The sequence below is a fragment of the Maribacter sp. Asnod2-G09 genome, assembly GCF_045063795.1.
GTDB lineage: Bacteria > Bacteroidota > Bacteroidia > Flavobacteriales > Flavobacteriaceae > Maribacter.
The window spans coordinates 1842711-1862633 of record NZ_JBEFOA010000005.1 but is presented as its reverse complement, the minus strand read 5'-3'; the positions used below and the strand labels follow the sequence as shown (position 1 = coordinate 1862633).

Here is a 19923-nt window from a genome sequence, read left to right as displayed (position 1 = left end):
ATTTTAAAATACATCATGAAAATTATACGAATAGTTCTAATATATTTATTTGCATTTTTAATGCTTGCAGGTGCATTCAATCATATTTATGCACCTGAAACTTATAAAGCATTTATACCAAATTTTATACCCGAACAACTAGCTAATATACTATCAACAATTGCTGAAGCAATAATTGGTATTGCTTTGATTATTCCTAAATATAGAAAATGGGGCGGACTCGGTTTTGCTATATTGATGATACTATTCTTACCAATTCATATTTGGGATTTAACAAAAGAAATACCTGCAATCGGGTCCAAAGTCGGTGCTATGGTTCGTCTTGCTGTTCAAATACTATTTATAGCTGCCGGTTGGTGGATTTACAAATCTTATCAGTCTAAAAATTAAAATTCTATTTCTTTCAATGCATTTATAGTTGCGTCTAAATCTTCGTAACTTAAAGCATCATTTAGAAAATAACTTTCAAAAGCACTTGGCGGCAAGTAAACCCCGCGTTCTAACATACCATGAAAGTATTTCTTGAAAGTTTCATTATTACCTTTTGCAGAAGAAGCAAAATCAACAACAGGCTCATCAGTAAAATGTACAGATATCATACTACCATAACGGTTAATTTGATGAGCTACCTTTTTCTCGGTCAATACTGCTGCAATGCCTTTATGTAAGTATTCTGCTTTTTCAGCCAGACTTTTAAATACTTCAGGATTATTGTTCAATTCAGTCAACATAGCCAAACCTGCGCTCATGGCCAACGGATTACCACTTAAGGTTCCTGCTTGATAAACGGGACCATCAGGAGCTAAAAAGTCCATGATTTCTGTTCTAGCAGCGAAAGCACCTACTGGCAATCCGCCACCTATAACTTTACCGTAAGTAACAATATCAGCCTTTATATTCAGAACTTCCTGTGCTCCGCCTTTCGCTAAACGAAATCCGGTCATTACCTCATCGAAAATCAATAATATTCCCTCTTGGGTACAGATATCACGTAACCCTTTCATAAAAGCATCCGTAGGTACAATACACCCCATATTACCGGCAATTGGCTCAATAATAATAGCAGCCAATTCTCCTTTATTTGCCGTTACTAATTCTTTTACTCCGGCTAAATCATTATAATCTGCCAACAAAGTATCTTTTGCCGTGCCCTGAGTAACACCGGGACTATTAGGGCTACCAAAAGTTACCGCACCACTACCCGCTTGGATCAAAAACGAATCTGAATGACCATGGTAGCATCCGGCGAATTTAATAATTTTGTCTTTGCCTGTAAATCCCCTTGCCAAACGAACTGCACTCATGCAAGCTTCTGTTCCGCTGTTCACAAACCTAATTTTATCCATATTAGGCACCATAGAAATAGCCAGTTTCGCAAGCTCTGTTTCCATTTCAGTAGGCATACCAAATGAAGTACCGTTCTGTGCCTTTTCTACAACAGCGTTGATTACAGGCTCGTAGGCATGACCTAAAATTAATGGCCCCCAAGATGCTATGTAATCTATCAGCTTATTACCATCCTCATCATACAAATAAGCACCTTTGGCTTTCTTTACAAAAATTGGATCACCACCAACAGCTTTAAATGCACGTACTGGTGAATTTACGCCGCCAGGTATATATTTTTTTGCCTCTGCGAACAGAGCGCTACTTCTTTGATAAATCATTCTCTTACTAAATTTTACTATTATTTGACTTTAATAGGCTGCCCAATAGACAAATCTGCACTACGCAAATTATTCAACTTCATCAGTTCATCGACGCTCATATAGTACTTTCTTGATAATGAATATAAAGTATCACCTTTTTGTACCGTATGTATGTTATTAGAATCTGTTGTGACTACCGCTGTATTGTTATAATTGACTTTTCTAGATTGCTTATCATATTGATGCAAATCGTACTTTTCTATTAAATAGATAAGTTTTTGTGGATACCTCGGATCCGTTGCATAACCTGCTTTTCTTAAACCCCTTGCCCAACCTTTATAATCGGTATGTCTTAAATTAAAAAGAAATGCATATCTCGACCTTGTGGTCAAGAAAATACTATGATCTCTAAAAGAATACATTGGGTGGTTATATTTTCTAAAGCATTCTCCCTTTTCATCATCATCATGAAAATCATAATCACCTTCCCAACCTTTATGACATTTAATACCAAAGTGATTATTGGTTTTCATTGCCAATTCTCCTTTTCCATTACCGCTTTCTAAAAGTCCTTGTGCCAAAGTAATACTCGCAGGTATGCCATACCCCATCATCTCTAGCTGAGCGGTTTCTGCAAATGTGCTTATGTATTCTGTCGGAGAACTTATATTGAAACGAACAAATTTAGATGGCTCTTCAGGCAGACTCGCATTTCCTTCTTTCTTAGAAATATCTGTAGTTGATTTTCTACGTTCGTTTTGAACGTTTTTTGTACGTAATTGGTCTGAGTAACTTTTCTTGGATTTACAAGATGTCAACCCTATACCCATTAACAAAACCAATAAAATTATCTTTTTCATATATTCAACAAAGGTAAATTTTTCTTTTTCAGTACACTATTCATGCCAGCAATACCTTGCAAACCACCTGTATGTATTGCTAAAATTTTTGTTCTAGGCACAAAAATATCGCGCTTTATCATATCGAACAACCCAAAAATCATTTTTCCGGTATAAATTGGATCTAAAGGAATACCTGTTTTTTCTTTAAACTCATTTATAAATAGAATTAGCTCTTCGGATGTTTTTGCGTAACCCCCAAAGTGATAATCGGTCAATAGTTGCCAACGTTTATTATTGATCAATTTATCAATTTCATCTTTCAAAAAATCACCTTTCAATGCCGAAAACCCCAAAACGTTCTGATTTGGAAAAGATGCATTTATTAATCCGGATACTGTACCTCCTGTACCTACGCTACTGCAAACAACAGCAAATTCTTCATCATCTTTGGTAATAATTTCTTCGCAACCTTTTACGGCTAAACTATTTGTACCACCTTCTGGTACTAAATAAAAATCACCAAACTCAATTTTTAAACCTTCAATAAATGCGGCAGATTCTTTTTCTCGATAATCGCTTCTACTTATGAACTTAAAACGCATTCCATCGTCATACGCCTTCTTTAATGTAGTGTTTGTTTGCCAAGAATTTTCAAGCTCTTCGCCACGTATAATTCCTATCGCATCAAAACCTTTTTCTTTTGCCGCATAAGCCGTAGCCGCAATATGGTTTGAATATGCTCCTCCAAAAGTTAATATGGTATTTTGGTTATCTGCTTTAGCAGCCAGTAAATTGTATTTGAGCTTTCTGTACTTATTACCAGAAATGAAAGGATGCAGTAAATCTTCGCGTTTAATAACAAGGGTAACTTGCTTTTCTGCTAATAAAGGATGTTGAACAAGTTGATTGATGCTTTGCAAGTAGGGCGAATTTATCGCCAAAGATATTTAATAAAGCTGAACGTTCTGCGATTCGTAAGATAATCCATATCATTTTCATGAATATAAGCCTCACGTTCAAAACTTAAATTTTGATATGCCTTATAGGTATCTAAATAGCAAATGGCACGAATTGCCCATTCGGTTAAATACAAGACATAAAAAGGTAAAATCAATAATTCTTGTTGCTGGCGCAAATGAATTTTCTCATGATTTATAAGAACATCATCATTTTTTAAACTTCCATTTTTTAAAAATATAAAGGGCCATAGTGAAAGCCCCACATAATTTTTATAGAAGAAATGTCTAAAAACCAATATCATAGATTTACTTTGATAATACTATTACAAAGATAAAGCCAAAAATAGGTTGTCAGAAAATTACTAGTTTTTGTTGCCAACAAAACCGATTAATGGTCAATCTATCGCTTAAGCGCTTTAATAGCTATCTTCTAATCAACATGCCCTTAGGTTATCAACAGAAAGAAGTAACTTTATGCTATTAAAAAACATCGATTACATGAAAGAGATAATCCCCATAGAGGAAGGTGATTTTTACTGGTCTGAAAACGGATTTAGGGTATTCACCAAACAATTTCACCTTAAACGAGGATATTGCTGTGAGAGCGGTTGTAGACATTGCCCATATGGCTATGACCCAAAAACAAACATGCAATAAGTTTTAACATACCTCGGCATGATATTTGTATTTATTTTTTAATAGAAAATCTAGTACTTAAAATATATAACGTTATGAAAAACATCAAATTACTTGGCTTACCGCTGCTACTTTTAGTTTTTATTACTTCATGTTCATCAGTTAGTGTACTTTCTGATTATGATCAAAAAGCAGATTTTAACGGTTATAAATCTTACGCCTTCTACAAAACAGGTATAGACAAAGCGCAGATATCTGATTTGGATAAAAAACGAATTCTAAGAGCTATTGAAACTGAAATGAGTTCTAGAGGCTTTGTAAAATCTGAAACGCCAGACATATTGGTAAGCATTTTTACTAAAGAACAAGAAAGAGTTGATGTTTATAATAACAACTACGGTTGGGGCGGCGCCTGGGGTTGGGGTTACAACCCTTACTCTTGGGGTCCTGGTTTTGGCTGGGGTGGAGGTACCAGTGTAAGCGCAAGCACACAAGGATCTCTATATATTGACCTTATTGACAATAAAACAAGCGAATTGGTATGGCAAGGTAAAGGTGTAGGTACACTATCTAACACTAAAAATATTGCTAAAAAAGAAGAACGAATTAGAGAATTTGTTTCTCAAATTTTAGAGCAATACCCACCTAGTACGGTTGCAATGAAATAATAAAAGATTAAAGTTTAAAAAGGGGTTGTAGATAAATTTATCTACAACCCCTTTTTATTTATAGTAACGGAAAATGAGTATCGTTCTTTACCTCGTTTAAAACAAATGCACTTTTAACATTACCTACACTTGGCAGAGATGCTATTTTAAATTTCGCAAAATTATAATAAGCATCTAGGTTTTTAACGACGACTTTTAAATGGAAATCAAATTCACCACCCACAACAAAACATTCAACAACCTCTGGGTATTTCATCACCTGCTCAAAAAAATCATCCATCATAGCACCTTTTTGTGCTTCTAATGACACAAAACTGAAAACAGTAATACTCTCTTCAATTTTATCTTTATTCAAGATTGCGACATAGTTCTTGATAAAACCATCTTGCTCTAATCTTTTAATACGCTCATAAACGGGCGTTTTGGTTAATCCCAATTGCTCTGCTATAGACTTTGCCACTGTCTTGGCATCTTTCTGTAGTATTTTTAATATCGCTCGATCTATGTCATCTAATTTCTCTGTCATAATTTTTTCCTGTTTTATGATTATAAGCTACATCTAAAAAGCACTTATTCCTTTAATAATATTATTTAAAAGTGTTATTTCCTAATTTAAATAATATTAACAATTAATTGGACTGTAAATGATATATTTAATAGAAATAATGTGAATTCACCACATAAAAGTTTAGTGTATGAATACTTCTGAATACGAAAGCAATCCTATTTTAGATAAGCTTCCTAAGCATTTAAGACAATACATAAAACCTCAAAACTATGAGGATTATACGCCTATCAATCAGGCGGTGTGGCGTTATGTAATGCGCAAGAATGTAGATTACCTTAGTAAGGTTGCGCATAAATCTTATTCTGAAGGATTACGCAAAACAGGTATTTCAATTGACAATATTCCCAACATGTACGGTATGAATCGTATTCTGAAGGATTTAGGTTGGGCTGCTGTTGCGGTTGACGGATTTATTCCACCTGCTGCTTTTATGGAATTTCAAGCCTATAATGTTCTGGTAATAGCTTCAGACATTCGCCAGTTAGAGAACATTGCTTACACACCTGCCCCAGATATTATTCATGAAGGTGCCGGGCATGCCCCAATTATTGCTAACCCAGAATATGCAGCTTATTTAAGACGTTTTGGTGAAATAGGATGCAAAGCAATATCTAGTGCTAAAGATTTTGAACTTTACGAAGCAGTACGCCATCTTTCGATTATTAAAGAAGCCAAAGGCACACCTCTAGAAGAAATAGAAAAATCTGAGAAGCACATAGAATTTCTTCAAGATAATATGGGCGAACCTAGTGAAATGGCTTTTATTAGAAACCTGCATTGGTGGACAGTTGAATACGGACTTATAGGCACGCTAGAAGACCCTAAAATTTATGGTGCGGGGCTTTTATCTTCTATTGGCGAAAGTCAATGGTGCATGACCGACAACGTCAAAAAACTGCCTTATTCTATTGAAGCGGCTAAGACATCTTTTGATATTACAAAAAAACAACCACAACTCTTCGTTACTCCCGATTTCGCATTTTTAAGTCAGGTGTTAGAAGATTTTGCCAATACTATGGCATTGCGAAAAGGCGGACTTTCAGGTTTACAAAAACTTATCGACTCTAAAGAATTAGGTACTATCGAACTAAGTACTGGCTTACAGGTATCCGGTAATTTCGAATCGTTGATTTCTCACGAAGGCAAACCTATTTACTTTCAAACAAAAGGGAAATCTGCTTTGGCGTACCGAGAAAAAGAATTAGTTGGGCAAGATGTCAATCAGCATGAAACTGGTTTTGGATCCCCAATTGGCAGACTTAAAGGTATCAATATTCCTATCGAAGATATGAGTCCGCGTGATCTTAAAGCCTATAAAATCTATGAAGGAGAAATTGTTTCATTAGATTTTACTGGTGGTATTAATGTTACCGGTAAAATTATAACCGGTACGCGTAATCTTCAGGGGCGCATTATTCTAATCACTTTCGAGAATTGTAAGGTGACACATAAAGGCATCACACTTTTTGAATCTAACGAAGAATTATACAACATGGCTATTGGCGAAGAAATTGTTTCTGCCTACCATGGTCCTGCAGATTTAAAGAGTTTTGACCTTTTAGACCATTCGCTAAGTACCGGTAGTCAAAATAGCGGTCAACTAGGTTTAAGTGAGCTGGAATCGTACTATAAGCTTATTCGCGATTTTAGAGAAGGTAACAACACCATCATCTCTAGAACAAAGGTTTTTGAAGTAATACAAGAAAAATATCCTAAGGACTGGTTATTGCCGATTGAAATTTATGAACTGGCAATTTTAAGTAACGAAAAAATACTGCCAGAGAAAATAAAAGTACACCTTGAAAACATTAAGCGGGATCAACCTAACCTCGGACAATTAATTGATGACGGATTAGAATTAGCAACTACAAAAACTAGGGTTTAATGACTTGCAAGCCATCTAAAGATTCAATAGTCTGTTCTTGATACGCTAATCGCCAACCCATAGAATTGGTGAGAATATAGAATTTCTGTAATTCGCTTATTAGCCTATTTTCGGCATTGGTGCGTAACGCAGAAGCCTCTACCTTTTTCATTAAAGATGCCTTTACCGTTTTCTTTATTTTATTGTAGTCGGCAGCATCGAACTGGTTCAAGTAATCTGCAGTGACATCGTAATATTCAAAATCAGGATTCAGATTAATCTCTGCATCTGGTATGCTATTGATTTTTACCGTTTTGGTTGCCTCATCAATTTCAAAGTTAATCTTACTTAGATCATAAGCGACGGTTACATCTGCATTTACGACTACTAATGCTTTTTTCTCCGCTCTTAAAAGCGGACCAAAAAGTTCTTTCGAGTCTTTATAATTATAGACCTCAGCAAAATGCCCTTCTGTTACCACTAACTTAGAAACATTGGTGATTTCTTGCTGAATGAGCATAGAATTCTCCTCTAGAATAGATTTATCTTCTTTGTCATCTTGACAAGTTTGAAAGGCAAACAATAATGTCGCTCCTATTACTAAGCCTAAAAGTATTTTCTTCATAAAAAAACAATGTATTCGAAATTAAGGAACAAACGAATATACAGCCTATCGTTTTAACGAAAAATGACCCGAAAGGTCTATTCCGGTATCGTAATTCAGATATTTGAACCAATAATCAGTTGAAGGCATTTGCTTGCCATTATACATACCATCCCAAGCACTATTAGAAGCGTTAGGGTCAAGCTGCTTTAAGAGCTTACCATAACGATCATAAATAAATATACCTATATCACCTGTACCAGATAGTTTTGAAGTATCCCAAACATCATGATATGAATCATTATTAGGAGTAAAAAACTTAGGCAACGCCAAAGACTCTACACCTTGGCAAGCAACAGCATCTATATTTATCGTAAATCTAGATTGACTAAAACAACCATTCTCTTCTGCAAATACATAAATAGTCATGGACGCTGAAATTTCATCTCCAGCCAATAAAATAACTCCATTACCATCTGCTTCACTATAGTAATCCTGTCCATCTGGTAATGTTGGTAGTGTATACGTAAGACAAGCCGTTACATCATCGAACTCTGTAACTGAGACCTCAGTGATATCAACGAAAAAACTACTTTCATCAAAACAATCTTCCGCTCCCGTAGCACTCCCTGCATACACGTATATTGTTTGCGATTCGGTAATCTCTTCACCTGCATTCAATATCGTTCCAGTACCCACTGTAGCTGTATAATAGTTATTCCCTGCACTCAATGCTGGTAGAATATAGGCGTTGCAAACTTCGACATCAGAGAACACATCTGCCACGGTCAAAGGATTTACAATAAGACTAAAAACAGTCTCGTCAAAACAGGTTGCAGATGCCTCTACCCTAACTGTAATATCTTGTTGGTTTGCAGTAGTATTATCAAATGAGTTTGTTAACGTTATTTGACTTCCTGTGCCGTCAAAATAAGAAACCGTTAATCCTGTTTGACTTCCTACTACTTGAGATTCAATAGCCGTCAAATCTAAATTAAATGTGGCAAATCCGTCAGTATCGATATCACATAGCACGATATCATCAATATCGTTTGCAGTAGGTCCGTCATTATTCACTGTTAGGGTAATTGGGTTTCTCTCCAATACCAAATCTGTTACTATAGTACTACTAATTTCGCATGTATAAACACCCGAATCTGTTACTTGAAGGTTGGTCAAAACTAAATCTGGTGTATTAGAATTTGGTACTGCAACACCATCCTTAAACCACTCATATACATTTGCACTACCGCTAACTGTAGTGGTTAAGGTTAAAGAACCACCAACACATCCAGTTATATTCTCAATATCATTCACTAAAGCCTGTGGGGTATCAACAAAATTATTGAAGCCGTTATAGTAATTAAATTCATCTTCAAAATCACCAAATTGAAAACGATTACCATAAATTCTAAATGTACCCTCATTTAAAAAAACAAAACTTGGTATATCACCCTCAATATTATTATTATAAATATCAAAACCACTCAGATTGGTCCAGTTTACTAAGGCCGCAGGTAAAACACCTTCTATGTTATTATCATTAATTTCAAATGATGCTAAATTTATTAGACCTGAGAAAGAATCGGGTATTGTTCCCGTAAAATTATTGTGAGATAGCACCAAACTGTTTAATGTAGTTATAGTTCCAATTTCCTCTGGCAAACTTCCTTCAAATTGATTAAATCTAATGGTCAGTAATTCAAGAACACTTAAATCACCAATGCTAGGAGAAATGGGTCCTTCTAACTGATTATTTTCCAAAAATAAAAACCTTAAATTGCTTAAATCGTAAATCGATTCAGGAATTTCTCCCGTAAGATTGTTTTGTCTTAAAGACAGACTAAATAAATTTGAAAGCAAACCTAATTCAGCAGGTATTTCTCCCGTAAGTTGATTGAAAGAAAGTTGTAATACACGTAAACTATTTAAATCCCCCAATTCAATCGGTATGGTTCCAGTAAGTTGATTTCCTGAAAGCAGTAAAGTTTCTAAATTACTTAAGTTACCAAGTTCGGGCGGTATAGTTCCACTTAAATTACTTGAGTTCAACCATAAAACCTTTAGATTACTTAAATTTCCCAATACAGGAGGTATAAATCCTGATAACTCATTGCCATTTAAAAATAAACTTTCAAGGTTTAGAAGATTACCTATACTGTCTGGAATGGGACCAGTGAGGTTAGTTTGATCAGAAAGGTCTAGATACACCAAGTTCTCCAAATTATCTAACTCCGTTGGTATTGTACCAATCAAATTGTTTCCTGTATTTGTGTTATTATCCAAATCTATTGATATAACGCGCCCTAAACTTACGGTGACCCCATACCAATTAGTAACATCGGTATCAATCAACGGCGTAGCAAAAACCCAATTATCAGTAGGATCTACATCTGTTTCACTAACCCAGTTAGGACCTCCGGTTTCATTATATAACGCTTGTAATGCCTCTAACTCATCTAATGGAAGCTGAGCGCTAGCAGTAATTACACTAAACATTAATAAAACAAGACAGCTTAACTTTTTAATCATATTGGACGTAAAACTGGAAAGTACTGAAAAAACTATAGTATTAATATCCAAGCCTAAAAAAATTCGACAAAGTTCTTAATTAGCCTAGAAAACAAGGTCTGGATATTCTTTATGAATTTCAGATTTCAACACATTTAGTTTTAAAAGAAATTTCTGATGTTGTTCTGATTTATCATTGAAGGGTTTATGAAGAATCCCTTTTTGTATTTTTTCAATCTTTTTCATAGTAGGATAAACATTTGAAGCAATCCATACTTCGCAAAATCTCTCCCATATATAATCTATTGCCACTTCGTTAGGGTGAATCATATCTTTTGCATAAAAACGATAATCTCGAAGCTCATCCATCATAAGTTCATAACTAGGAAAATATGAGATTTTATTATCCTCTAAAACTTTATGAATAGCAGAAATTAAATGCGATTTGCTTAATTGATTTTCTACGAAGCCGTCTTTTAAATGCCGAACGGGCGATACGGTGAATATAAATTGAACAGCGGGGTTTATCGATTGCACCATTTCAATAGTATGTTCTAAACTTTGTTTAACATCATCAACACTCAATAACTCTTTATTGAAATTTACCTGAGGCACTTTATGACAGTTGGCAACAACTTTTTCACTCGCACTATTACGATATACCCAAGCAGTACCTAAAGTGACAATGATGTGACTTGCTTTTTTTAGTTGCGCAGTAGTGTTCTGTACTGCTTCATTTAAATCGTCAATAATTTTTTCTTTGGATGGATTACTTAGACAAGAATGCGCATCGAAACTATGCCATTGCTCATTGGCATGAAACACATCTTTTTCCGTAACCACCTCTTGATAAACTGACTTTTGAATGAGTTTTTCAATTGCCAGAGGATGAAACAATATCCCTAACGGATTCTGTAATCCCTGGAATTTAAAGTATTCTAGTTTAGCCCCAATATTCTCTGAAAAACAAGAACCCAAAAGTAACAACTGACTTGAATAATCAATTGAATTTTCAGATTTCGATAATGGTATTTTGGTTAAGAGATTCATTTAGGTCGTACACTCTCGTTTAACTTATGAAACACTTGATATGGATAAATTTCATAAATAACATTATCCTCATTTATAGTATTATCTCCATATTCAAAAGCTTTTTTCTCCCATTCAGCACCTTCTTCATTTCCTAATTTGGTCATACTTCTACCTCTAAAATAAAGTGCATCGGCAAAATTTTCATATACTTTCAAAGACATATCAAAAGAAGTAATCGCCTCTTCATATTTACCCAATTCAAAATCTGCAATACCTAAATAATACCAATCTAAATAGTGACAGGCTTCTTGCGGCGTGTCATTAGGAAAATCTTGAAACTGCTGCTCTTTACTAAGCAACAAGAATTCTTTGGCTTTAGAGAATTTATTTAATTGAAGGTAATCTAGCCCAATATAAAAATTATAGGTATGGTCCATTACATAGCCATCACCGTATTCTTTTTTTGCTCTCATGAATTCAGTTATAGATTTTAGGTAGTCTTTTGAGAAAATACATCTCATAAAACCACTGTAATCTAAATATTTTTCAGGGGCATACTCAACAGCCTTTTCTAAAAATGGTCTACCTAATTGATACTTTCTAGCTTTATATAACGGCATTGCTTTTTGCTGCCAAAGCCAAGCATTTGCCGGATCTATTGCAAGTGCAGAATCTAAATACTGCTGATGCTCTAGAGAATGCAACGGAGTTTGAAATGATTTTTCAACATACTCCCTAATATGCATTGAGTCTATACCAGTTAAGACTTCTGACTCTAAATTTTGAGTACTTTTTACAACATCTTTATTTTTATTCGAAAGATTACAACTCCAGATAAACAGTAATAACAAGATGATATATTTTTTCATAAACCTACCTAATCATTGGGAACTTCAATTTAGTCTAGTAAAGTTAGGATAATATTTTCTGAAGATAGTTTTAATAATTTAAGATGCTAAATTCCATTTTAGATTTTAGCATCTTAAATTTCTGTATAGAATATCATTTTAAATGATACTACTTCGCCAATTTCTTTGCAGATTTAGCTATTACATCACTTAGTTCTCCTAAATTTTTAGCTTTTAAATTATAACTTAATCCAGTGATGTATTCTCTATAAACCACTTCTCCTGTTTTTGAATTCACTACCTGTAAAAACCGTTCTGCATTTGCTCTAGCGTATCGTAAATAATAAAATTCTTTATTCTCTTCAATAGCTTTGTCTAAATCTTCAGTAGAAATAAACTCATAATCATAATCGTATTTGCTAAATAACTTCTCTACATCTTTATTCTCTCCATCAGAAATTTCTGCGGTAAAAGCATTTGTTCTTTGCGTGATATAATTTGGTACATATAATTTAGAAGTAGTCAAACCTGCAATCTTTTTAGAATCATGATCTTTCTCATACATCCAATATGTTTCACCTTTGTCTATAAGATCGTTTGTTTGTTGAAAGTAATTTTTCAGAAATCCTGTTGAATAATTAAAGAAAACGTTTTCAGTATACATTTCTTCTACAATAACTTCCTTCTCTTCAGAAAGAGCAGTATTTACAAAATCTGATGTTGGAAAAAGATAAATTTTAGCTATCGGCTTTTTATTATTTCTGAAGATTTCATTAATCTTTTCTTCTCTTTTCTTCTCTTTTTTCGCTTTTACCTTAGACAACTTTTCATCTATGGTTTCAGCATCATACAATCCGATATTAATATAGGTATGCAATGAATGCACAACACTACCCATTTTGGTAGTTTTAGAACGCTTGAATCCTACAAGCTCTGCTATAGAGTAATTTTTGTTATAATACTCTTGTAAATCATATTCACTTTGAGGAACTATTTTATAAGGGGTCACTGTCCAAGTTTCCTCTAAAATTTTAGCGTATTCGTCGGCGTCAATAACATCTGATAAGACAAAAATGGTTGTTGATGCTTTAAATTCTTCTAAAGCTTTAGGTTTTAAATCTGATGGCTTACCTACATGGCGTGCACCAAAAGAGACTTGTGAAAATCCTGAGAAACTTATGAACGTCAGTAATAATAAAAAATAATTCTTCATGATTAAATGTTTAATTGGTTGATATAAAACCACATTTAACCATGATTATTGTATTTTATGTCTCTTTAGAACTTACCCCAAATAGCTTTCAGCCTTCGCCAATGCCTCTTCTATACCTGCCGGATTCTTACCTCCTGCAGTTGCAAAGAAAGGCTGACCACCACCGCCACCTTGTATATACTTGCCAAGTTCGCGAACAATAGTACCCGCATTCAAATTCTTTGAAGCCACTAATTCTTTAGACACATAACACGATAATAATGCTTTTCCGTTTTGCTCTGTACCGAACAGCAAAAACAAATTATCTTTATTAGCACCCATTTCAAAACTTAAATCTTTTATACCGGCAGCATCTAAATCTATCTTTTTTGCTAGAAATTGTACTCCGTTTACCTCTTTAAGTTCTGATAGTAGATCTCCTTTTAGGTTCTTCGCTTTGTCTTTTAACAATTCGGCTACTTGCTTTTTTAGACTGCTATTTTCTTCTTGAAGACTTGAAACCGATTTTACAGGATCCTGAGTATTACCAAGAACAACTTTTATTTTCGACAATAACTTATCATTATCTACATGCAAATCTTTAACTGCGTCGCCTGTAATTGCCTCAATTCTTCTAATACCAGCAGCTACGGCACCTTCTGACTTAATTTTAAATTGCCAGATATCGCCAGTATTCTTTACGTGTGTACCACCACATAATTCTATTGATTGACCAAAACGTATTGTTCTTACCGAATCGCCATATTTTTCACCGAACAATGCCATGGCACCATCTTCTATTGCAGTTTTCATTGGTACATTTCTTTCTTCTTGAAGTTGTAAATGCCCGTCTATACGTGCGTTTACAAAATTCTCTACTTCCTGTAATTCTTCTGACGTCATTTTAGAAAAATGAGAAAAATCGAATCGTAAGTGTTTAGAATGTACTGCAGAACCTTTTTGTTCTACGTGATTTCCTAAAATCTCTCTTAAAGCCTGATGCAACAAATGCGTTGCCGTGTGGTTCGCTTCTGTTCTGTTACGTTGTTTTTTATCTACTACTGCTTTAAAACTCTCACCTAAATGCTTAGGTAAGTTCTTGGCGAAGTGAATAGTTTCATTATTCTCTTTTTTGGTATCGGTAATGTATACGACATCGCCATGGGTATCTTCTAAATATCCTTTATCCCCTACTTGACCACCACCTTCTGCGTAGAACGGAGTTAGATTGAATACCAACTGAAACTGAGTACCGTCTTTTTTTGAAACTACTTTACGGTATTTGGTGATTTTCACTTCAACATCTAGCATATCATAACCAACAAACTCCTGTTCGTTATCATCCTGTAAAACTTCCCAATCTTCCTTTGAAACTACTGATGCCGATTTTGAACGATTTTTTTGCTGCTGCATAGCTTCATCAAATCCCGCTTCATCTAATTGATATCCTTTTTCACTAAGAATCAGAGCAGTCAAATCTATAGGGAAGCCGAAAGTATCATACAACTCAAAAGCTTTACCACCATCAACTGTTTTGCCTTCGGTATTTTTTATAATCGTATCCAATAACAACAATCCTTGATCTAACGTTTTCAAGAAAGAATGCTCTTCTTCTTTAATTACGTTTTCAATTAATTGCTTTTGATTTTTCAATTCTGGGTATGCATCTCCTAAAGAGTTTGTCAACACATTTACCAAACGGAACATAAAGGGTTCTTTGGTATTCAAAAATGTGAATCCGTAACGCACGGCTCTTCTCAATATTCTTCTTATTACATAACCTGCACCGGTATTACTTGGCAACTGACCATCTGCAATTGAAAACGAAACGGCGCGTATATGATCACTAATAACACGAATAGCGATATCAATTTCCTCATTTTTACCGTAATCGGAACCTGTAATAGTTTCTATTTCACGAATTAACGGTGTAAATATATCTGTATCATAGTTTGATTGAACTCCCTGTAAAACCATACACAAACGCTCAAAACCCATACCGGTATCTACATGCTTCGCCGGTAAACTTTCTAACGACCCATCTGCTTTACGGTTGTATTGCATGAATACAAGGTTCCAAATTTCTACCACCTGCGGGTGATCTTGATTTACCAAACTTGCTCCAGAAACTTTTGCTTTTTCTTCCTTAGAACGAATATCTACATGAATCTCTGAACATGGTCCGCACGGACCTTGATCACCCATTTCCCAAAAGTTATCCTTCTTGTTACCCATGATAATTCTATCTTCAGGCACAATACTTTTCCAAAGCTCAAAAGCTTCTTTATCTAATTCTAATTGATCCGCATCTTTACTTCCTTCAAAAACAGATACGTATAAACTATCTTTATCAATTTTAAGAACCTCGGTCAACAGCTCCCATGCCCATGTAATGGCTTCCTCTTTAAAATAATCGCCGAAACTCCAATTACCTAACATCTCGAACATGGTATGGTGATAGGTATCTTTACCAACCTCTTCTAAATCGTTATGCTTACCGCTTACACGTAAACATTTTTGAGTATCTACCACTCTAGAACTTTTAGGTTGACTTATACCTAAAAAGTATTCTTTAAACTGGTTCATGCCCGCATTTGTAAAAAGCAGGGTCGGATCATCTTTAATGACCATTGGTGCAGAAGGCACGATTTTGTGTTCTTTACCTTTGAAAAAATTCAGAAATTGAGTTCTTGTATCTTTGGAATTCATCTAAAATGCTAAGCTTTTACAAATTTTAACGGTTTATATAAAACTATCTTTATATTTGTTTGTTCCCTAATAATTGAAAAAACAAAAATAGGATAAATAACATTCATGTCTAAGGTAAAATACTATTACGACCCAGACACGCTGTCGTACCGTAAAATAGAACCCGAAAAATCTAAACGTTATAGAAATATAGCCTTCTTTATTTTGGGGTCATGCCTTTTTGGCTTTTTAGCACTTATTCTACTGCTTAACACCAACTTAGTCAATACACCAAGAGAACTTTCTTTATCTCGTGAAGTCAAAAATTATGAACTACAGTACGAGCTTTTGAACAAGAAAATGGAACAAATTGAAGAGGTTCTAGGCAATATCGAAGACCGCGACAACAATATTTACCGTCTATATTTTGAAGCTAACCCCATACCTGACGAGCAGCGTAAAGCTGGTTTTGGTGGTATAAACCGATATAAATCATTAGAAGGTTTTAATAATTCTGAAATGATCGTTTCTACTACAAAGAGACTAGATATCATTAAAAAGCAAATGGCCATTCAATCTAAATCATTGGATGAAATTACCAAACTAGCAGAGGAAAAAGAAAAATTATTAATGTCGATACCAGCCATTCAACCTATCAACAATGAAGACCTAAAACGTATGGCTTCTGGTTATGGTTGGCGTTCAGATCCTTTTACAAAGGCTAGAAAAATGCATTATGGTATGGATTTTACCGCTCCAAAAGGTACCCCTATATATGCTGCAGGTGATGGTAAAATAACTAGAGCTGACAATAACTCATCTGGCTACGGAAAACATATTCGTATTGAACATGGATATGGATATTTGAGTCTATATGCTCACTTAAGCCAATACAATGTTAAGAAAGGACAAAAAGTAAAAAGAGGCGATTTAATAGGTTTCGTAGGAAGCACAGGTCGCTCAGAAGCTCCACACCTTCATTATGAAGTATGGAAAGACAATGATAGAATCAACCCTATGAATTTCTACTATGGCAGTTTATCGCCAGAAGAATTCGAAAACATGTTGAAATTCGCTAATCAAGAAAACCAATCTCTGGATTAATGCAGATAGAACTCCCTGAAAAAAGATATTATGGTATTGGCGAGGTCGCCCGTGCCTTTGGCGTAAACGCTTCACTAATTCGTTTTTGGGAGAAAGAATTCGACGTGCTTCAACCTAAAAAAAATGCGAAGGGAAACAGAAAATTCACTCCCCAAGACATTAAAAATCTTCAATTAATATATCATTTGGTAAAAGAAAGAGGTTTTACTCTCGATGGTGCCAAAACACATTTAAAAGAAGAAAAGCAGAAAACACTTTCTAATTTTGATATTATTCAAAAATTAGAACGCGTTAAAGCAGAACTAAATAAAATTAAAGACCAGTTATAACACAACCATTATGAAAAAAGGACTAATTGCATTAATCGTCATTGCCGTCATAGCATTCGGACTATACCAGTGGGGCGTTGGTTTCAACAACACTGCTGTTGCATTAAAAGAAACATCTACAAAGACTTGGGCAAATGTAGAAAGTGCCTACCAACGTAGAAACGACTTAATAGGTAATCTTGTAAAAACAGTACAAGGTGCTGCCGATTTTGAAAGAGGCACATTAACAGATGTTATCGAAGCAAGAGCAAAAGCAACATCGGTTAGCATTGACCCTACTAATATTACACCTGAGCAACTAGCACAATTCAACCAAGCTCAAAGCGGACTAAGTGGTGCATTAAGTAAATTATTGGTAACTGTAGAACGCTACCCTGATTTAAAATCTAATCAGAACTTTCTAGAGCTACAATCGCAATTAGAAGGTACAGAAAATAGAATAAACGTAGCAAGAGATAGATTCAACGCTACAGTTGAGCCTTACAACCTACACATTAAAAAATTCCCGAATTCTATTTTAGCGGGTATATTCAACTTTGGCGAACTTGCTTATTACAAAGCAGATGCTGGTTCAGAAAATGCACCAGACGTAGATTTTGATTTTGATTAATAACATATGTCAAGAGTAGAAGAATTTTTATCGGCAATAGAAGAGCAAGAGGTAGTAGAGGCTATTCTTAAAGCGGAAAAGAATACTTCTGGCGAAATTAGGGTACATATTGAAGGGCACACCCGTAAAGATCATTACGAGCGTGCTAAAGAGGTTTTTCATTTATTGAAAATGGATAATACCAAGCAAGAAAACGGAGTCTTGATATATGTAGCCGTAACTGACAAGAAATTTGTCATCTGTGGTGACAAAGGCATCGACAATGTGGTACCTAAAGACTTTTGGCAAACTACTAGAAATAGCATTCAAACACATTTTGAAAAAGGAGCTTTTAAAGACGGTCTAGTTGCCGGAGTTTTAAAAGCTGGCGAAGAATTAAGAAGTCATTTTCCTTGGCAATCAGATGACACCAACGAATTAAGCAATGAGATATCTAAAGGTTAGCCTTGTAATTCTTTTTCTTTGGTGCACTCCGTCATGGAGCCAGTTTGAAATACCCGAAAAACCGGCATTAGAAACTAGTGTTTACGATTACACCAATCTTCTTACCGACCAACAAAAAGTAGCTTTAAGCCAAAAATTAGTTCGTTATTCCGACAGCACATCTACACAAATTGTAGTCACTATCATAGCGAGTACTAACGGAGAAAATATCAATTACCTAGGCGCTAACTGGGGTCAGAAATGGGGAATCGGACAAGAAGGAAAGGATAATGGCATACTTATTATACTTGCGGAAAACGACCGTAAAGTTGCTATTAGCACTGGCTACGGTGTTGAAGGCTCACTAACCGACGCCCTTTCTAAACGAATCATAGAAAATGTTATTCTACCCGAATTTAGAGTTGGAGATTATTATGGCGGACTAAACAAAGGGTCTGATGTCATTTTTCAAGTATTAAACGGCGAATTTCAAGAAGATAGAACATTTGGTGATAACGATGGCACTCCATTCTCATCTCTTTTACCTTTTATCATTTTTATTGTAATCCTTTTCATTCTTTGGAGTCGCAAAAATGATGACAACGACGGTAATGGCGGCAGAAGACGTGGCGGATTAAGTCCGTGGGACATGATTATTCTAAGCAACATGGGACGCTCAAGTGGTTCTAGTGGCGGGTTCGGCAGCGGTGGAGGCGGAAGCTTTGGCGGTGGCGGATTCGGAGGAGGTTTCGGCGGCGGCGGCTTTGGCGGCGGCGGTGCTTCTGGAGGGTGGTAATTTTGTTACCAGAAAAGTTATTTCATTTCTTTTACCTAAAATATTTAATTCAAGTTAGAATCTGTTCCCCTCTAGGGAGGGGTTAGTGGCGGGTTCTTGTTTGTGAGTTTGTTACTATATTCATCATCCCAGTACCCACCCCTTTATCCCCTCCCAAGAGGGGAGGTTTGCGTTTTTGGTTGTGAGTTTGTTGGATGCCGAGATTAATGTTTCTACAAGTATCACTTAACCTGCTTTATCTAAAATATATAATTCAAGTCAGAAACTATTCCCCTCTTGGGAGAGGTTAGGAGTGGGTTCTAGTTTGTGAGTTTGTTACAATCTTCATCATGGTATTACCCACCCCTTTATCCCCTCCCAGGAGGGGAGGTTTGCGTTTTTTATTTTGAGATTGTTGAGTACTGGGAGCAATGTTTCTAAAAGTATCACTTAACCTGCTTTACCTAAAATGAATAATTCAAACCAGAATCTGCTCCCCTCTTGGGAGGGGCTAGGGGTGGGTTCTTGTTTGTGAGTTTGTTAAAATCTTCATCATCGCAGTACCCACCCCTCTGTCCCCTCCAAGGAGGGGAGTATTACGTTTATCGCTGTGGGTTTGTT

At 35.4% G+C, this 19923-nt stretch carries 20 protein-coding genes; 9 read left to right on the top strand and 11 right to left on the bottom strand.

Features of this window, described 5'->3' with window-relative positions:
* Positions 1-15: 15 nt before the first annotated feature.
* Positions 16-390, top strand: coding sequence for a hypothetical protein (locus tag ACJJVT_RS20040; protein ID WP_405401011.1), 375 nt, complete (start codon positions 16-18; stop codon positions 388-390).
* Here the strand turns inward: ACJJVT_RS20040 and hemL are convergent.
* From hemL to ACJJVT_RS20020, 4 genes are read right to left on the bottom strand one after another with little or no spacing between them, the layout of a single operon-like run.
* A complete protein-coding gene (gene hemL / locus ACJJVT_RS20035) occupies positions 387-1667 on the bottom strand; it encodes a glutamate-1-semialdehyde 2,1-aminomutase (protein ID WP_405401010.1) in 1281 nt (426 codons plus the stop codon). The genes ACJJVT_RS20040 and hemL overlap by 4 nt on opposite strands.
* A gap of 20 nt (positions 1668-1687) precedes the next feature.
* Positions 1688-2509 (bottom strand): glucosaminidase domain-containing protein, encoded by an 822-nt coding sequence (locus tag ACJJVT_RS20030; protein ID WP_405401009.1) that lies wholly within the window; start codon positions 2507-2509, stop codon positions 1688-1690.
* Positions 2506-3411, bottom strand: a complete 906-nt coding sequence (locus ACJJVT_RS20025) for a 1-aminocyclopropane-1-carboxylate deaminase/D-cysteine desulfhydrase (RefSeq protein ID WP_405401008.1) — start codon at positions 3409-3411, stop codon at positions 2506-2508. Before ACJJVT_RS20025 ends, ACJJVT_RS20030 begins: the two co-directional genes overlap by 4 nt.
* Before the next feature lie 11 nt (positions 3412-3422).
* On the bottom strand, positions 3423-3752 hold the full coding sequence (locus tag ACJJVT_RS20020) for a hypothetical protein (protein ID WP_405401007.1): 330 nt from the start codon (positions 3750-3752) through the stop codon (positions 3423-3425).
* A gap of 196 nt (positions 3753-3948) precedes the next feature.
* Between ACJJVT_RS20020 and ACJJVT_RS20015 the strand changes: the two genes are divergently transcribed.
* Entirely contained in the window at positions 3949-4107 is a 159-nt protein-coding gene (locus ACJJVT_RS20015) for a DUF5522 domain-containing protein (RefSeq protein ID WP_166638585.1), read from the top strand.
* Positions 4108-4181: 74 nt separating this feature from the next.
* Complete coding sequence (locus ACJJVT_RS20010; protein WP_405401006.1) at positions 4182-4754, top strand: DUF4136 domain-containing protein; 573 nt, start codon at positions 4182-4184, stop codon at positions 4752-4754.
* 58 nt (positions 4755-4812) lie between these two features.
* On the opposite strand, the gene ACJJVT_RS20005 is transcribed toward ACJJVT_RS20010, so the two are convergent.
* Entirely contained in the window at positions 4813-5280 is a 468-nt protein-coding gene (locus ACJJVT_RS20005) for an Lrp/AsnC family transcriptional regulator (protein WP_405401005.1), read from the bottom strand.
* A gap of 169 nt (positions 5281-5449) precedes the next feature.
* Here ACJJVT_RS20005 and ACJJVT_RS20000 point away from each other — a divergent pair, with 169 nt between their 5' ends.
* Positions 5450-7207 carry an aromatic amino acid hydroxylase gene (locus ACJJVT_RS20000; RefSeq protein ID WP_405401004.1) on the top strand — a complete coding sequence of 586 codons (1758 nt, stop codon included), beginning with the start codon at positions 5450-5452 and terminating at the stop codon, positions 7205-7207.
* Here ACJJVT_RS20000 and ACJJVT_RS19995 read toward each other — a convergent pair.
* From ACJJVT_RS19995 to alaS, 6 genes are all read right to left on the bottom strand, one after another.
* A complete protein-coding gene (locus tag ACJJVT_RS19995; RefSeq protein ID WP_405401003.1) occupies positions 7197-7811 on the bottom strand; it encodes a DUF4230 domain-containing protein in 615 nt (204 codons plus the stop codon). The genes ACJJVT_RS20000 and ACJJVT_RS19995 overlap by 11 nt on opposite strands.
* A 45-nt stretch (positions 7812-7856) precedes the next feature.
* Entirely contained in the window at positions 7857-10322 is a 2466-nt protein-coding gene (locus tag ACJJVT_RS19990) for a T9SS type B sorting domain-containing protein (protein ID WP_405401002.1), read from the bottom strand.
* Between the two features lie 84 nt (positions 10323-10406).
* The gene (locus tag ACJJVT_RS19985; protein WP_405401001.1) at positions 10407-11351 is read right to left on the bottom strand and encodes a GSCFA domain-containing protein; all 945 of its coding nucleotides are present in this window, start codon (positions 11349-11351) and stop codon (positions 10407-10409) included.
* Positions 11348-12202 carry a tetratricopeptide repeat protein gene (locus ACJJVT_RS19980; protein ID WP_405401000.1) on the bottom strand — a complete coding sequence of 285 codons (855 nt, stop codon included), beginning with the start codon at positions 12200-12202 and terminating at the stop codon, positions 11348-11350. The genes ACJJVT_RS19985 and ACJJVT_RS19980 overlap by 4 nt, the downstream gene beginning before the upstream one ends.
* A 148-nt stretch (positions 12203-12350) precedes the next feature.
* Complete coding sequence (locus ACJJVT_RS19975) at positions 12351-13394, bottom strand: hypothetical protein (RefSeq protein WP_299800769.1); 1044 nt, start codon at positions 13392-13394, stop codon at positions 12351-12353.
* A gap of 72 nt (positions 13395-13466) precedes the next feature.
* Positions 13467-16082: an alanine--tRNA ligase gene (gene alaS, locus ACJJVT_RS19970; protein WP_405400999.1), complete on the bottom strand. Its 2616-nt coding sequence runs from the start codon at positions 16080-16082 to the stop codon at positions 13467-13469.
* 105 nt (positions 16083-16187) lie between these two features.
* Between alaS and ACJJVT_RS19965 the strand changes: the two genes are divergently transcribed.
* Genes ACJJVT_RS19965 through ACJJVT_RS19945 form a run of 5 tightly spaced genes read left to right on the top strand, consistent with a single transcriptional unit; the run spans position 16188 to position 19323 of the window.
* Entirely contained in the window at positions 16188-17165 is a 978-nt protein-coding gene (locus tag ACJJVT_RS19965; protein ID WP_073240362.1) for a M23 family metallopeptidase, read from the top strand.
* Complete coding sequence (locus ACJJVT_RS19960; RefSeq protein WP_027066328.1) at positions 17165-17494, top strand: MerR family transcriptional regulator; 330 nt, start codon at positions 17165-17167, stop codon at positions 17492-17494. Before ACJJVT_RS19965 ends, ACJJVT_RS19960 begins: the two co-directional genes overlap by 1 nt.
* A 10-nt stretch (positions 17495-17504) precedes the next feature.
* Positions 17505-18104, top strand: a complete 600-nt coding sequence (locus ACJJVT_RS19955; RefSeq protein WP_405400998.1) for a LemA family protein — start codon at positions 17505-17507, stop codon at positions 18102-18104.
* Between the two features lie 6 nt (positions 18105-18110).
* Positions 18111-18548 carry a TPM domain-containing protein gene (locus ACJJVT_RS19950; protein WP_405400997.1) on the top strand — a complete coding sequence of 146 codons (438 nt, stop codon included), beginning with the start codon at positions 18111-18113 and terminating at the stop codon, positions 18546-18548.
* A complete protein-coding gene (locus tag ACJJVT_RS19945) occupies positions 18529-19323 on the top strand; it encodes a TPM domain-containing protein (protein WP_405400995.1) in 795 nt (264 codons plus the stop codon). Before ACJJVT_RS19950 ends, ACJJVT_RS19945 begins: the two co-directional genes overlap by 20 nt.
* Positions 19324-19923: the final 600 nt, after the last annotated feature.